The organism is Candidatus Latescibacter sp. IFSED24, assembly GCF_058273205.1.
Genome location: NZ_CM177850.1, coordinates 4,306,224 through 4,321,664 on the forward strand (window position 1 = coordinate 4,306,224; position 15,441 = coordinate 4,321,664).

Annotated in this window: 11 protein-coding genes; 9 read left to right on the forward strand and 2 right to left on the reverse strand. The window is 65.9% G+C overall.

From position 1 onward, the window contains the following. Nucleotides 1-10 precede the first annotated feature (10 nt). The 6 genes from IFSED24_RS17195 (at nt 11) to IFSED24_RS17220 (ending at nt 9,033) form a co-directional block, all read left to right on the forward strand. Entirely contained in the window at nt 11-625 is a 615-nt protein-coding gene (locus tag IFSED24_RS17195) for a Clp protease N-terminal domain-containing protein (RefSeq protein ID WP_491332712.1), read from the forward strand. A 154-nt stretch (nt 626-779) separates the two neighbouring features. After that, a complete protein-coding gene (locus IFSED24_RS17200) occupies nt 780-2,735 on the forward strand; it encodes a phosphoenolpyruvate carboxykinase (GTP) (protein ID WP_491332713.1) in 1,956 nt (651 codons plus the stop codon). Nucleotides 2,736-2,959: 224 nt separating this feature from the next. Then, nucleotides 2,960-4,876: a T9SS type A sorting domain-containing protein gene (locus IFSED24_RS17205; protein ID WP_491332714.1), complete on the forward strand. Its 1,917-nt coding sequence runs from the start codon at nt 2,960-2,962 to the stop codon at nt 4,874-4,876. A gap of 497 nt (nt 4,877-5,373) precedes the next feature. After that, entirely contained in the window at nt 5,374-5,895 is a 522-nt protein-coding gene (nuoE, locus tag IFSED24_RS17210; RefSeq protein ID WP_491332715.1) for an NADH-quinone oxidoreductase subunit NuoE, read from the forward strand. Beyond that, the gene (locus tag IFSED24_RS17215) at nt 5,892-7,085 is read left to right on the forward strand and encodes a complex I 51 kDa subunit family protein (protein ID WP_491332716.1); all 1,194 of its coding nucleotides are present in this window, start codon (nt 5,892-5,894) and stop codon (nt 7,083-7,085) included. The genes nuoE and IFSED24_RS17215 overlap by 4 nt, the downstream gene beginning before the upstream one ends. A gap of 118 nt (nt 7,086-7,203) precedes the next feature. Then, a complete protein-coding gene (locus IFSED24_RS17220) occupies nt 7,204-9,033 on the forward strand; it encodes an NADH-dependent [FeFe] hydrogenase, group A6 (protein WP_491335076.1) in 1,830 nt (609 codons plus the stop codon). 79 nt (nt 9,034-9,112) lie between these two features. Here IFSED24_RS17220 and IFSED24_RS17225 read toward each other — a convergent pair whose 3' ends face one another. Further along, nucleotides 9,113-10,345 (reverse strand): cytochrome-c peroxidase, encoded by a 1,233-nt coding sequence (locus IFSED24_RS17225; RefSeq protein WP_491332717.1) that lies wholly within the window; start codon nt 10,343-10,345, stop codon nt 9,113-9,115. 226 nt (nt 10,346-10,571) lie between these two features. On the opposite strand from IFSED24_RS17225, the gene IFSED24_RS17230 reads away from it, so the two are divergent. The 3 genes from IFSED24_RS17230 to IFSED24_RS17240 all read left to right on the forward strand — a co-directional run bounded on the left by IFSED24_RS17230 (nt 10,572) and on the right by IFSED24_RS17240 (nt 14,148). After that, the gene (locus IFSED24_RS17230; protein WP_491332718.1) at nt 10,572-11,396 is read left to right on the forward strand and encodes a hypothetical protein; all 825 of its coding nucleotides are present in this window, start codon (nt 10,572-10,574) and stop codon (nt 11,394-11,396) included. After that, nucleotides 11,393-12,694: a glutamyl-tRNA reductase gene (hemA, locus tag IFSED24_RS17235; protein WP_491332719.1), complete on the forward strand. Its 1,302-nt coding sequence runs from the start codon at nt 11,393-11,395 to the stop codon at nt 12,692-12,694. The genes IFSED24_RS17230 and hemA overlap by 4 nt, the downstream gene beginning before the upstream one ends. Before the next feature lie 389 nt (nt 12,695-13,083). Continuing rightward, the gene (locus tag IFSED24_RS17240; protein ID WP_491332720.1) at nt 13,084-14,148 is read left to right on the forward strand and encodes an ammonia-forming cytochrome c nitrite reductase subunit c552; all 1,065 of its coding nucleotides are present in this window, start codon (nt 13,084-13,086) and stop codon (nt 14,146-14,148) included. 80 nt (nt 14,149-14,228) lie between these two features. Here IFSED24_RS17240 and IFSED24_RS17245 read toward each other — a convergent pair whose 3' ends face one another. Further along, complete coding sequence (locus IFSED24_RS17245; RefSeq protein ID WP_491332721.1) at nt 14,229-15,368, reverse strand: acyl-CoA dehydrogenase family protein; 1,140 nt, start codon at nt 15,366-15,368, stop codon at nt 14,229-14,231. Nucleotides 15,369-15,441 lie beyond the last annotated feature (73 nt).

The window sequence follows — 15,441 nt, forward strand, 5'->3', positions numbered from 1 at the left end:
AGGGAAGGTCATGCTGGGTCTGCTGCCAATCATTCTGGGCGCCATCGTCACGACGCTGAGCCTGCTGTTCGGCGCCACGGAGGTGCTCGCCTTGCTGCTGGGTCTGCTCGTGGGCGTGGTCGGGTCGGCCATCCTCGCCTGGCAGCGCCTGTTCGTGCCGCCTTCATCCGGGCCTGCCCAGGCCGAACCGCTGGAACAATGGAGTCGCGGGTGCCGGGCCGCGCTGGTCATGGCCGGTGAGACCGCGCGCCGTGAACGCCACCGCAGCATCACCGACTGGCATCTGGTCCTGGGGCTCGCCGGAGCACGGGAATGCCGGGCCGCCAGGATCCTCGCCGACAGCGGCCTGGACTCGCTGCGCATGGCGGGATTCTTCCACGAGCGTGTTGCCCCCTACCTCGCCCAGGGCGACGGTCCGGCCCGTTTCGACGACACGGCCACGGCCTGCCTCCAGGCCGCCGTGGAGGAGGCGGTCACCCGCGGGGCCGATCAGGTCAGCAGCACCCATCTCCTGCTGGCCTGCACCCGCGACGAGATCTCGCGGGCCGCGCCGTTGCTGCGACAGGAGGGATGCGGCCGCGAGGTGGTGGAGGCCCGTCTGCTGCAGGATGGACGCCCGGCCTGATTCCGTTGATTCAATCCCTAGATAAGTGCTAGAGTGGTAGGCCTCGACGTCGTACCTGTTCGGGATTTAACTGTGGTCGTCGAGTCTGTCGCGTCACCCCGAACGCGGGGCCGTGGACCCATCACGTCAAGCGAACAAGCGAATGGAGAGAGGCATGCTGGAGCTGAAGAAGGGCGTGGACATCCTCGCCGAGGTTGGTGGCGTCAAGTCCATCGCCGAGGCCAGGGCCCTCATCGAGCAGAAGCTCGATGCCGAAAATCAGAAGAAGCTGGCGCCCATCACCAACGAAGAGGCGCTCCTGAAGATCGCCAACGCCATCGCCATGTGCGAGCCCGATCGGGTCTTCATCAACACCGGTAGCGCGCAGGACGTGCAGTGGATCCGTGAACATGCGCTGGAGAAGGGCGAAGAGAAGCCCCTGGCCAAGAAGGGCCACACCATCCACTTCGACCTGCCCCAGGACCAGGCCCGCCTCGTGAACCAGACCTTCTACATCGTCAACGAAGACGAGAAGACCAGCGCCCTGGCCAAGAAGGTCCTGCGCAGCGAGGGACTGGAGTACGTGCAGACCTACATGAAGGGCATCATGAAGGGCATGACCATGATGGTGGGCTTCTACGCCCGCGGTCCCGTGGGTGCCCAGGCCTCGACGCCGGCCATCGAGATCTCGAGTTCGGCCTACGTGCTCCACTCGGCCGAACTGCTCTATCGCAACTGCTACGACGCCTTCGACGGCGAGGTCGAACGCCGGGGGATCTTCTTCACCAACGTCCACAGCGAGGGTCCCAACCGTCCCGAGGACGTGCCCAACGCGCGCATCTTCATGGACCGCTCGTGGCTGACCACCTTCTCCACCTTCTGCACCTACGCGGGCAACACCCTGCTGATGAAGAAGGGCAACCACCGCTTCTCGGTGGACTACGCGGTCTACTACGGCGAGGACAAGGAGATCTCCGAGCACATGTTCATCACCGGCATGAAGGGCCCCGGCGGCCGGGTGACCTACTTCGCCGGCGCGGCGCCTTCGGGCTGCGGCAAGACCACCACCGCCATGGTGGGTACCGACTTCGTGGGTGACGATCTGGCGCAGATCTGGATCGCGGCCGACGGCACCTGCCGCGCGGTCAACCCCGAGGCGGGCATCTTCGGCATCGTCGAGGACGTCAATCGCGAGGGCGATCCCTACCTCATGAAGGCCATGCGCGACGACGACACCGAGGCCATCTGGTCCAACGTGCTGATCAGCGAGGACGGGGTGCCCTACTGGACCGGCTGTGGCGAGGAGATGCCCAAGAAGGGCGTCAACTTCCAGGGCGAGTGGTTCGAGGGCAAGACCGGCGCCGACGGCAAGCCCATCCCGCCGAGCCACAAGAACTCGCGCTGCACGGTGGACTGCAAGGTCATCGCCAACCACAACGCCGCGGCCAACGCCGACCCGGCGGGCGTCCCCGTCAAGGTCATCACCTACTCGGGCCGCGACAGCGACACCATGCCGCCGGTGTGGGTGGCCAAGAACCCCGACGCGGGCGTGGCCATCGGCGCCAGCATCGTCTCGGCCGCCACCGCCACCGAGGTGGGCGCCACCGGCGTCAACCGCCAGCCCTGGGCCAACGCGCCGTTCATCCCGGGCGCCCTGGCCGACTACATGAACGTCCAGTTCAAGTTCTTCAACAGCAAGGCGCTTTCCGACCAGGGCCGTCCCATCATGGCGGGCCTCAACTACTTCCTCACCCACGCCAACCGCGGCAGCGACGGCAAGGGCCTGCTGGGCGAGAAGAAGGACGTGAAGGTCTGGCTGGGCTGGCTCGAGCGCTACGTGCATGGCGAGGTCGAGGCCATCGAGACGCCCATCGGCATGCTGCCGAAGTACGAGGACCTCAAGGAGCTCTTCGCCGGGATCAACAAGGAGTATCCCAAGAGCCTCTACGACATGCAGTTCGCGCTCTATGTCGACAACATCGTCGGCCGCATCGACCTGCAGACCGAGGCCTACGGCAAGGAGGAGAGCCTCCCGCCGCAGTTGTTCAAGGTCTATGAGAAGCAGAAGGCCGAGCTGCTGGCGCTGAAGGAGAAGTTCGGCGCGGTGGTCGGGATCGATCAGTTGAGCTAGGCAGCCGCAAGACACCTGGTTCAGGCGCGTGGGGCCGGTCCTTCGGGATCGGCCCTTCTTGGTCGACCGGGATCGGGTGGGGCGCATATAAGTGATATCTTTTTTCATCATCGGGATAATTTTGTGATATCATCCCCGTGCGCCACCGCCTGGACTCCCCGCACGACATCGGCGCTAGAAATACCGCCATACCATCGTCAATCCGCTTACCGGAAGGGGACACCATGCATTCCTTGCGCTTGCTGCTCGTTCTCGCCGGCATCGTGCTCCTGGCTGGAGCGGCCCAGGGCCAGGTGGCCACGGCCATCGTGGTCGCTGGTCAACCGGTGCCCGGCAACGATGCCTACCTCGTCGATACCATCGCGCTGCCTGCGGTCAACCACGGGGGTGGCTGGGCCTTCAACCTCAATTCCGTGATGGACGCCGAGACCATTGCCCTGGCCTACGGGACCCTCGATGGGGTCGCGGCCGCCGACATCCTGCGCACCGAGACCACCGTGGGCGACTACGAGCAGAACTCGTGGGAGAGCTTCTGCGGCCTCGGCGGCAACGGCTTCGCCTACAGTCCTTCCTGCACGCGCATCTCCGATGGCCAGACCGGCCTCGATAGCGTGTGGTTCGAGGACACGGTGGTGGCCATCGAAGAGGAAGTCTATCCGCACGCCGAGGGCTTCTGGTGGAGCTTCGGCAGCCGGCCCGGCGCCACCCAGGACGGCACCCCCTATTTCGTGGGCGGCATCACCGACACGCAGGGTGGTTCCACCCAGAGGCGTGGACTCTTCTACGGCCCGGACGCCGCGCCGCTGATCATCGGCGGGGACATGATCGACGGGCTGCCCGACCCCGTGGTCGACGGCAGCGCAGCGGTGAGCTTCGACTACCGCTTCTCGGCCTTCGGCACCCACTACCTCGCCGAGGTTGGCACCGCCACGGGTTCGAGCACCAACGACAACCACATGGTCTCCGACGGCGCGGTGGTCCTGGTCGACGGCCTGCCCGTGAGCGAGGGCAGCCCGCTGCCCGCGGCGGCCGGCGGCCTGCCCGGTGAGAACTGGGACAACTTCGACTACACCGCCATCACCGAGGATGGCCACTGGCTCCTGACCGGCGACACCGACGGCGACACCGCCACCGACGAGTTCCTGATGATCGACGGCATGATCATGCTGCGCGAGGGCGACCTCGTCGACGGCATGCCGCTGGAAGGCAGCATCGAGCGGGCCTACATGAACGAGGATGGCGACTGGGCCTGCTGCTGGAGCGTGGAGACCGCCGAAGGTGCCAGGGAAGTGCTCCTGCTCAACGGTGAGATCGTGCTCATGGAGGGCATGCCCGTGGACGTGGACGGCAACGGCGATCCCGATCCCGACGCCGTGGTCACCGACTTCACCGGCATCGCCGCCCTCGCCGTGGCCGACCGCGACGACCTGGGCCGCGCGCTGGTGTACTTCACCGCCGACATCGAGGTGGGCGATCCCATCACGGGCGGCGGCGGCCTGGAGTTGCCGGCCGACGAGGCGGCGGGCCTGGACGAGGCCTACAGCGAGGCGCCCGGAACGCGCGCCGAGGTGGAGATGGGCCTGGTCCTGGTGCCCGAGGGCTCGGTGCCGGTGTACCTGGCGGAGTTCGACGCCGTCGACCAGGGTGGCCGCATCGAGCTGCGCTGGCGCATCCATGGTCAGGGCGCGGCGCACCAGTTCACCGTGCGTGCGCGTCAGGGCGATGAACTGCGCATGCTCGCGGCCCAGGGCGATGGCCCCGGCCGTTTCCGTGCCGAGGATCGCCCAGCCGCCGGCCCGGTGACCTACGAGCTGCTCCACGAGGTCGACGGTGACTGGGAGCTGCTGGCCGAGAAGACGCTGACGCCCGAGCTGATGGCCGGCGTCCGCCTGATCGGCGCCCAGCCCAATCCGTTCAACCCGCAGACCAAGGTGATGCTCTCGCTCGGCCGCGAGCAGCACGTGCGGGTCACGGTCCATGACGCGGTGGGACGCCAGGTCGCGGTGCTGCACGACGGTCTGCTGGCCGCCGGCGAGCACGGCCTCCACTGGTCGGGCGACCGCGTGGCTTCGGGCGTGTACTTCGCCCGCCTGGTGGCCGACGACGGCGTGGCCCAGACCAAGCTCCTGCTGGTGAAGTAGATTCCTGCCTGGATCCCTCGACGACCGGGGCCGGCTCGCAGCCGGCCCCGGTTTCCATGTGGCGGGCGGCCCTCTCGTGTGATCTTTAGGTCTCATGGCGGCATGACCCGCATCCTGAGCCGCCGTGGGGGCAGAAATTGATCTCGGATCAAATGTTAACTCATTGGCAGCAAATATAGATCCCTGAATTGCCCTCAAACACTTGATTAGGTCATTGATGTGGTCAATTAAGGGGGGGTTGGCCGGTCCATGTGTTTATGCACATTTTGTCGCGATTGACCGGCGGTCAATTAAGACGAAAAAGATTGCAAAATAATGACGTTGAAGGCCCTGGTGAGCTCATTTCGAGGTTGTTTTTTTCACAACATATGGCATCCTTGGGGTGGATCTCCGGATTCTGGCCCAGGAAACGTTGACGTGGCATCAAGAACGTCCACGGAAGGCGCCAGCGGAGATCCTCTGTTCGCGACCACTCCCGCCGCCAAGGAGAGGGCCTCATGGTTCTACTGACCGAACGCGATCGCATCCGGCAATCACTCGCCGAACTGACCGAGAAGTACGGCAGCACCCGCAGCAGCCTGCTTCCCATCCTCCAGGACATCCAGCGCGAGCACTACCACATCTCCGAATACGCCATGCAGGTGGTGGCCGATCTCCTCGGCATCCACCCCGTGGAGGTCTTCGCGGTGGTGTCGTTCTACAGCTTCCTCGATTTCAAGCCCAGGGGGCGGTTCGTGATCCGGGTCTGCCGGACCATGTGCTGCCACATGCAGGGCAAGGACCGGGTGGCGCACCAGCTCGAGACCGACCTCGGCATCAAGTTCGGCGAGACCACCGCCGACGGCCGCTTCACCCTGGAATGGGCCAACTGCATCGGCATGTGCGACCTCGGGCCGGCGCTGCTGGTCAACGACCGGGTCTTCACCCAGGTCACGCCCGACGAGGTGCACCACATCATCGAGGAATGCCGCAAGGTCTTCGGCGCCCATGCCATGCAGGACCAGGAGGTCGGGCTATGATCAAGAGCTTCATCCAGAAGAAGCTGACCTTTCGCGACATCGAGCCCGATGCCGGCCTGAAGGTCGCCATCGACATGAGCGGTCCGGAGATCATCGAGACCGTGACCGCCTCGGGCCTCAAGGGCCGCGGGGGCGCCGGCTTCCCCACCGGCGCCAAGTGGAAGTTCTGCGCCGCCGCCAAGGGCGAGCAGAAGTACGTGGTCTGCAACGCCGACGAGGGCGAGCCCGGCACGTTCAAGGACCGGGTCATCCTCACCGAATTCCCCGACCTGGTGTTCGCCGGCATGACCATCGCGGCCAAGGCCGTGGGCGCCACCAAGGGCATCGTGTACCTGCGTGGCGAGTACACCTACCTGCAGGGCGGGCTCAAGCGCGCGCTGCGCGAGCGTCGCGAGCAGGGTCTGCTGGGGCCCAGGGTCATGGACGTCGACGGGTTCGCGTTCGACATCGAGATCCGCATGGGCAGCGGCGCCTACGTCTGCGGCGAGGAGACCGCGCTCATCGAGTCGCTCGAGGGGCACCGCGGCGAATCGCGCAACCGCCCGCCGTTCACCGCCGACACCGGCATGAACGCCAACCCCACCGTGGTCAACAACGTCGAGACCTTCGCCTGGGCCGCCTGCATCCTGGCCAAGGGCTCGGAGTGGTTCCGGGTGGTGGGTACCGACATGTCCACGGGCTTCAAGCTGTTCAGCGTCTCGGGCGACATCGATCGGCCGGGAGTCTACGAGCTGCCTCTGGGCACCACGGTGCGCGAGATGCTCGAGGCCGTGGGCGGCGAGAACGCCAAGGCCGTGGTCATCGGCGGCGCCGCCGGTCGCTGCGTGGGCCAGGGCGAGTTCGACCGCAAGGTCTGCTACGAGGATGTGCCCACCGGAGGCGCGGTCATCGTCTTCGGGCCGGGTCGGGACATGCTCGAAGTGGCCGAGAACTTCCTCGAGTTCATGTGCGAGGAGAGCTGCGGGCAATGCACGCCTTGCCGGGTGGGCAATCCCAAGCTCCTGGAGTGCGTCCGGATGCTGCAGGAAGGGACGTGTTCCGCGGCCTACCTGCGCGAGATCGTGGCGCTGGGCGAGTCGATCCACATGGCCAGCAAGTGCGGCCTGGGTCAGTCCAGCGGCAACGTCTTCCTTTCGATCGTGGAGCACTTCCGCGAGGAGATCATGGGGCGGGCGGTCGGTGCCGTCTGAACCGCAGCAATGAGGAGCTGAGCTCATGGCCGAGAAAATCATCGTCGACAATGGCATGTGCCGGGCCCCCGTCTCCATGCGGCGCAGCCGGCCCGAGATCGAACGCGACGACGCCCACATGGTGCGGGTCACCATCGACGGCCTGGATACCGAGGTCCCCTTCGGGACCACCATCCTCGAGGCCGCCAAGCGGCAGGGCATCAAGATTCCCACGCTCTGTTTCCACGAGGACCTCTGCATCGCCGGCGTGTGCCGCATTTGCCTGGTGGAAGTGACGGGACATCGCATCCTGCACGCGGCGTGTGCCTATCCCATCACCGAGACCATCGAGATCCTCACCAACACGCCCCGGGTGCGCCGCGCCCGCCGGCACATGGTGGACCTCCTGATCAGCGAGCACGTGGGCGAGTGCTACTCGTGCTGGCGCAACAACAACTGCGAGCTGCAGAGCCTGGCCTGGGAGTACGGTGTCCGCGACTACAAGTTCGGACACACCAACCAGCCCCGCACCGAGATCGACCGTTCGGCCTACTCGGTGACCCGGGAGATGGACAAGTGCGTCCTCTGCCGCCGCTGCATCCGCACCTGCATCGACCTGCAGGAGGTGGGCGTGCTGGAGGCGCTCCATCGCGGCGCCGACACCAAGATCGGCACGTTCATGGAGAAGCAGCTGGGCAGCGTGGTCTGCATCAACTGCGGCCAGTGCATCAACCGCTGTCCCACGGGCGCGCTGCGGGCGCGGGATCCCGGCGACGACGTGTGGAACGCCATCGACGATCCCACCAAGCACGTGGTGATCCAGACCGCGCCGAGCCCGCGCGCGGGTATGGGCGAGTGCTTCGGCCTGGAACCGGGCACCCCGGTGACCAAGCAGCTGAACACCGCGCTCAAGCGCTGCGGCTTCGACAAGGTCTTCGACACCAACTTCACCGCCGACCTGACCATCATCGAGGAGGGGACCGAGCTGATCCTCCGCCTCTATAAGGCGCTGGTGCAGAAGGACCAGACCGTGGCGCTGCCGCAGTTCACGAGCTGCTCGCCGGGCTGGGTCAAGTACCTCGAGCACTTCTATCCGCAGTACATCCCCAACCTGTCGTCGGCCAAGAGCCCGCAACAGATGTTCGGCACGCTCATCAAGACCTTCTACGCCGAGCGCGCCGGGGTCGACCCCAAGGACATCGTCTCGGTGGCGCTCATGCCCTGCACCGCGAAGAAGTACGAGTGCAACCGGCCGGAGATGTGCGACAGCGGGTACAAGGACGTGGACTACGGCATGACCACCCGCGAGCTGGCGCGCATGATCCACCAGGCGGGCATCGACCTGCCGGCCATGCCCGACACCGAGTTCGACGACCCCTTCGGGGCGGAGACGGGTTCGGGCGTGATCTTCGGCGCCAGCGGCGGCGTCATGGAGGCCGCGCTGCGCTCGGTCATCGAGCTGGTCACCGGCAAGGTGGTGGAGGACTTCTACGCGCATGCGGACATCGTGCCGATCCGCGGCTTCGACGGCATCCGCATGGCCGAGATCCCCATCACCGAGGTGGGGCCGGTGCCCGAGATCATCGCGCACCTGGTGCCCGACTGGGACTGGCTGCTCGGTGCCAAGCTCAAGGTGGGCGTGGCGCACGGCACGGCCAACGCCAAGAAGGTCCTCGAGGACATCAAGGCGGGCGGACCGTTCAGCGAGTGCCACTTCATCGAGTTCATGGCCTGTCCGGGCGGCTGCCTCGGCGGCGGCGGCCAGCCCATCCCGACCTCGCCGGAGATCCGCGCCAAGCGGGCCGAGGCGATCTACGCCGAGGACCGCGATTCCACGGTCCGCAAGAGCCACGAGAATCCCGCCGTGACCCGGATCTACGAGGAGTTCCTCACCGACGGGCCCTGCGGCGAGAAGAGCCACCACCTGCTGCACACGGCCTACGTGCCGCGCGGCAAGTACATCCCCTAGCCGCGGCCGCACCATCGGTCGCAACGAGGAACCGGGCGCTCCCCAGGGAGCGCCCGGTTCCTGCTTTGCCGGCCGCGAACTAGGGCGTGGGATAGTTCCCGTTCTCCGGGTCGAACCCGTCGGTGAGGGTCTTCATGAAGGCCACCACGGCCGCCTCCTCCTCGGGCGTGAGTTTCAGGTCGCCGAGCTCCTCCACGTTGACGTTCTCGGCCACCTCGGCCGGCGGCCAGTCGCCCACGTCGCGGGTGTTGTAGAAGTTGACCACTTCGGCCAGCGACTTGAACACGCCGTTGTGCATGTAGACCTTGACGAAGTCGGGATCGGGACGCGCATCGATGTTGCGCAGGGTGGGCACCTTGTGCTTGCCGTGGTTCTCCGCCGCCAGGTGGGCCCACGCCGGCTGGGTGGCCAGGAAGCCACCGAGGCCGGGGTCGACGTAGGCCTCGCCATCGGGATTGAACTCGGCGGGCATGCGGTAGAACGGCAGGTCGAGGTTCCGGGGCACACCCAGGTTGTCGTAGGTGAAGTCGGTGAAGAGCGGCGGCTCGCCGGCGGGACCGGGCTGGCTGGGGTGGCATTCGCTGCAGAGCGCCTTGCCCTCGAAGAGCTGCAGGCCCTGCAGCTCCAGGGGCGTCAGCTCGGCCTGGCCGGCCAGGTAGAAGTCGTACTTGGAATCGAAGGGGTTCAGCTCCAACGAGCGTTCGTAGGCGGCGATCACCCTGGCGATGGTGTCGTACGAACCCTCGGGGTCGCCGGCGGGATCGAGGGGCAGGCCCAGACGGGCGAAGCGCTGGCCGTAGGAGGCGGCCACGAGCTCGACGACCGCCCGGGCATCGGGCAGATTCTGTTCCAGCGGGTTGAGGAAGGGGGCCTGGGCCTGCTCGGCCAGAGGATCCTGGAGTTTCCAGCCGTGGGCGCGGCCGTCGAAGAACATGCCGCCGACGAAGAGATACTCGTCTGCGTGCTCGTGCTCTTCCTCCTCTTCCTCTTCCTCCTCCTCGCTTTCGCGTACGTAGGCCAAGACCGGGCTGTCGCCCGCGTAGGTGATCGTGGGGGGCTTGCGGTTGCTGAAGCGGGTGGGATCGGCGCCGGGATAGGCGGCGGTTCCCAGGTTGATCTCCGAATCCGGACCCGCAAAGCCGGCCTCGGGGCCGTGACAGGTGGCGCACGACTGGCCGGGTGGCCGGGAGAGCTCTTCGTCAAAGAAGATGTCCTTGCCCAGTTCCTCCAGCGGGGTCAGCTCGGTGGCGGGCACGGTCGCGATCAGGAGAGCCATGAGCGTCAGGGTCAGGGTGGGCAGTCTCGGGAACATCACACGGCTCCTCCAGCTTCGTGGCGGCATGGTGGGTCGTAGGCTCGCGGGTCTCTCCGGTCATTGTAAGCAATAGTTCCTGTCAGGGAACAGCAGAATGACGGAACGATCCGGCCCAGCTGCAGTTGGATGAGACAAGACCGGCCTCATCTGTTAGATTATCCGGCGAGGGGGGAGGCGCCACGCTCCCCCCTCCAACCTGCCACACGCAACCGGGACGACGGGCATGGAACAGTTCTTCTATCGCGTGATGCCGCAACTCCTGCTGCTGGTCTTCGGCTGTCTGCTCGGGCTCTGGGGAGTCCTTTTGCGCCGGACCGACCAGGGGCTCGAGACGTACGCCGTCCGCCTGGGCCGGGTGGGCGCGGTCCTGCTCCTGATCTGGCTGGTGGCCATCACCGTGATGCAGAAGCAGTTGCCCATGCTCAATCTCGGTCAGCTGGCCTTCTTCCTGGGCACCCTGGTCTGGTTCGGCCAGTGCTACGCGCAGCGCCGGGTGAACCAGCGCCTCTTCACGCTGTTGCCGTTGCTGGGGGTGGTGATCCTGATGATCCTGGGCCTGGTGCTCGGCCTGCGTCCCGGCAGCGTGACTCCGTCGTTGCGCAGCGTCTCGGCGGCGGTCCACGTGGCCATGTCGCTGGCGGGGATCGCGCTGCTCATGGGCTGCGGCGTCTTCGGCGCGGGCCACGTGATCCTCGACTGGAACATCCGGCGTCGCCGGTTCAATGCCTGGTTCCAGCGTCTGCCCAGCCTGGGCGACCTCGATCGCCTGCGGCGGTTGATGCTGGTCACGGGCTGGGTGCTGGTCACGGTGAGCCTGCTCTCGGCGCTCGTGATCCTGAACCTCCGGGTCGAGACCGAGGGTGCGGTGATCAGTCACCTGCACCCCATGCTCCTGCTTGCCGTCCTGCTCACCGTCCTGGTGGCCGCCGACCTCTTCCACTGGCTGTCGGCCAACAAGCTCGCTGTCGGCTGCGTGATCATGTCAGCGGCCGTGGTGGCGCTGATGTTCATCTCGGTGATCGAGATCTTCCATGGGAGGATCGCGTGAGGATCGAGCTCATCGGGCTGAACCACCGCACCGCCAGCATCGAGGTGCGCGAGCGGGCCTCCATGGGGCCCGAGCGGGTCGACGACGCGCTCCGCATCCTGTCCGGGGCGGCGAACCTCGAGGGCCTGGCCATCCTCAGCACCTGCAACCGCACCGAGATCTATCTCTCGCCCATCGACCACCACGATCCCGACGAGCTTCGCCGGCTCTATGCACGCATCACGGGGCTCGACGAGGAGTCGGCGCAGCAGGCCTACGTCCTGCGCGACGACGAGGCGATCCGGCACATGCTGCGGGTGGCCGCCGGACTCGACAGCCAGATGCTGGGCGAGGTCCAGATCCTGGGTCAGCTCAAGGATGCCTACGCCCGGGCGCTCGAGGCGGAGACCAGCAACACCATCCTGAACAAGGCGTTGCTGCGCGCCATCGAGACGGGCAAGGACGTGCGCAACCGCACGGGTATCAGCCAGGGCGCGGTCTCGGTGGCGAGCGCCGCGGTGCAGATGGCACAGCGGATATTCGGCTCGCTCGAGGGCCGGCACGTGCTGCTGGTGGGGGCGGGGGAGACCGCGCGTCTCGCCGCCAACCACCTCGGCGGCGTGGGGATCACCGACTGGCGCGTGGCCAACCGCACCGAGGCCAATGCCCGCGTGGTGGCCGACCTCCTCGGTGGCCAGGTCACGTCGTTCCCACCGACGGCCGATGACCTCGACTGGGCCGACCTCGTGGTCTCGGCCACGGGCGCCAGCGAGCCGGTGATCGGTGGCGAGGCGATCAAGGCGATCCTCAAGAAGCGCCGCCGCCCCCTCCTCTTGCTCGACCTCGCGGTTCCCCGCGACGTGGATCCCGCGCTCGGCAAGTTCGGCGACGTCTACCTCTACACCGTCGACGACTTCAACGAGCTGGTGGCCGCCAACCTGAAGACCCGCGAGAAGGAAGCCCGGCGGGCCGAGCAGATCGTCGAGAAGCACGTCGAAGATTTCGTGACCTGGTACCGTGAGAACCGGGTCGCTCCCACCATCCAGCAGCTGCACGTGGTGCTGGAGAGCCTGCGGGCCCACGAGGTGGCCCGCAACCGCAAGCGATTCCAGCCGGCGGACCACGAACAGCTCGAGCTGTTCTCCAAGGCGCTCATCCGCAAGGTGGAGGGCCTTATCGCCTCGAATCTCCGCCAGGCCGGCCGCCAGGAGGACGACCTTTCCATGGCGCACGCCGTGGCCCGCGCCATGGCGCGCGATACCGACGATGAAGAGGTGAAAGCGGTGCTCGAACGGCTGCGTCAGGAGGGGTCGCACTAGACCGTATCCTCACTGGCAGAATGTCTTACAAGCTTGCTCACTACCATTGCAATAAGGCGACCGGAGCGCTGGGGATTCCTGCGGGAAGGTTATGTAAGGCAAACACCTGCCATTTCGGGGTGTTTTTTTTATTAGGCTAATCAGGGGCTTCTTGGTTGAAATAGATAATCAATATACCTAGGAATGCGCTAGGATAATCCTGTAACTTATTATTTTTAAGCACAATGACATCATTGCTCAAGTGTTGGTTGCGACAACAATTAGCGCTTATTTGAGAATATCATCCATTATTAGTTGTTAATGGCTCAACAAATGCTTGAGTTGGATTTCGCGGTATCCGATAGTTTCCGCGATCCCGATAATCGCCCACACAGCCTAGGAGGTGCCCAGTGAATACAAAGCATTTAGTCTGGTTGCTCATGCTCATCGCCGCCATCGCGCTCATGGGCTGCGAAGGTGATCGTGGACCCGCCGGCCCTGCCGGCGCTGATGGCGCCGCCGGTGCCGACGGTGCCGATGGTGCCGATGGTGCCGATGGTGCCGATGGTGCCGATGGCGTCGATGGCGCCAACGGCATGAGCGTGACCGTTTGCCTGGAATGCCATACCAGCGAAGGCTTCCTGCAGCTCGACTTCGAGTACACCCAGTCGGGCCACTTCGCGGGTAATTACGTTGCCTACGCCGGTGGTCGTGCCAGCTGCGCGCAGTGCCATGGCAAGCAGGGCTTCGTCCAGTATGCCGTCAATGGCGAGGTGTCCGGGGACATCGCGAACCCCGCGGCCATCGATTGCGCAACGTGCCACGCTGTGCACCCCAACGATTTCGAACTCCGCCTGACCGGTCCCGTGGCGCTGATCTGCGACGAGACCTACATGCTGGACTTCGGCGACAACAGCAACCTGTGCGCCAACTGCCACCAGTCGCGTCGGGCCGAGCCCAACATCGACGCCCCGGGCGAGAACTTCGAGATCACGAGCACCCACTACGGCCCGCACCACGGTGCCCAGGCCAACGTGCTCGAGGGCTTCGGCTTCGCCGAGATCGCCGGCTCCACCGATTACCCGGATAATTCGGGCCACCTCAACGCCGGCGCCACCTGTGTCACCTGCCACATGGGCGAGTATGGCGACGAGATGGGTGGCCACACCTGGCACACCAACATCGCGGCTTGCCAGACCTGCCATGCCGGCGCCGATGACTTCGATATCGGCGGCTTCCAGACCGATACCCAGGAACTCATGGACCAGCTGCGCGACCGTCTCGTGGAGCTCGGTGTCGTGGAGTACGTCGAGGCGGACGAGGCCTACGAGCCCGTCGTCGGCACCTACCCCATGGCCCAGGCCCAGGCGTTCTTCAACTGGATCGGCCTGGAAGAGGATCGTAGCAAGGGCGTGCACAACCCCGACTACGTCACCGCCCTGCTCGAGAACTCCATCGAGGCCATCGCTGACTAGCTGACCGCAGTCTGTGTGGGCGATTAAATGGACGGCCGGAGCTCCCAAGCTCCGGCCGTCCTTCTCGTCGGTGCCTGGGGTCAGCGCAGGAGCGCGGCGGAGATGACCATGCGCATGGCCTCGCTGGTGCCCTCGTAGATCTCGGTGATGCGCTGGTCGCGGTACAGGCGCTCGATCTCGAATTCCTTGATGTACCCGTACCCGCCGTGGATCTGCAGTGACTGGTGCACCACCCGGTGCGCCGCCTCCGAGGTGAAGAGCTTGGCCATGGCGGCGGCCTTGCTGTGCCGCACCTTCTGGTCCTTCTCCCACGCCGCCTGCAAGAGCAGCAGCCGCGAGGCCTCGACGTCGGTGGCCATGTCGGCCAGGCGGAACTGGACGTGCTGGAACTTGGCCAGCGGCCGGTCGAACTGCTCGCGCTCCTTGGCGTACTTCACCGCCAGCTCCAGCGCGCGCTGGGCGATGCCGTGGGCCTGGGCGGCGATGCCGATACGGCCGTTGTCCAGCGTCTTCATGGCGACCTTGAACCCCTGGCCCCACTCGCCCAGCAAGTTCGTCTTGGGTAGCCGGCAGTCCTCGAACACCAGCTCGGTGGTGGAGGAGGCGCGGATGCCCAGCTTGTTCTCCTTCTTGCCGATGGAGAAGCCCGGCGTGCCCAGCTCCACCACGAACGCCGAGATGCCACCGTGCTTGACCTCGCGGTCGCCGCGGGCGAAGACCACGAAGGTCTCGGCGAAGGCGCCGTTGGTGATGAAGTTCTTGGTCCCGTTCAGGATGTAGCTGTCGCCGTCTTCCACCGCGGTGGTGCGGGTGCCAGCCGAGTCGGTACCGGCCGAGGGCTCGGTCAGGGCGAAGCCGCCCCAGACCTTGCCGCTGGCCAGCGGGGGCAGCCAGCGCTGCTTCTGCTCCTCGGTGCCGAACATCAGGATGGGATCCTGCGTCAGGCTGTTGGTCACCGAGACCGTGACGCCGACCGAGGCGTCGCCGCGCGACAGCTCGGAGACCATCAGGGCGTAGGACACGGCGTCGAGTTCGGAACCGCCGTACTGGGCGGGCGTGCCGATGCCGCAGAAGCCCATCTCGGCCAGCTCCTTGAGCAGGTTCTCGGGAATGGCGCCTGCGTTCTCCATCTCCTCGGCCTGGGGCAGCAGGCGCTGGTCGGCGAACTGACGGGTGGCGTCGCGGAGCATCTGTTGCTGTTCGGTGAGTTTCAGGTCCATGGCGGTCCTTCCCTGATGGCGGGTGGCGGCCGGCTGGCGTTGATGAATCATGATCACAAATCACCACGATACC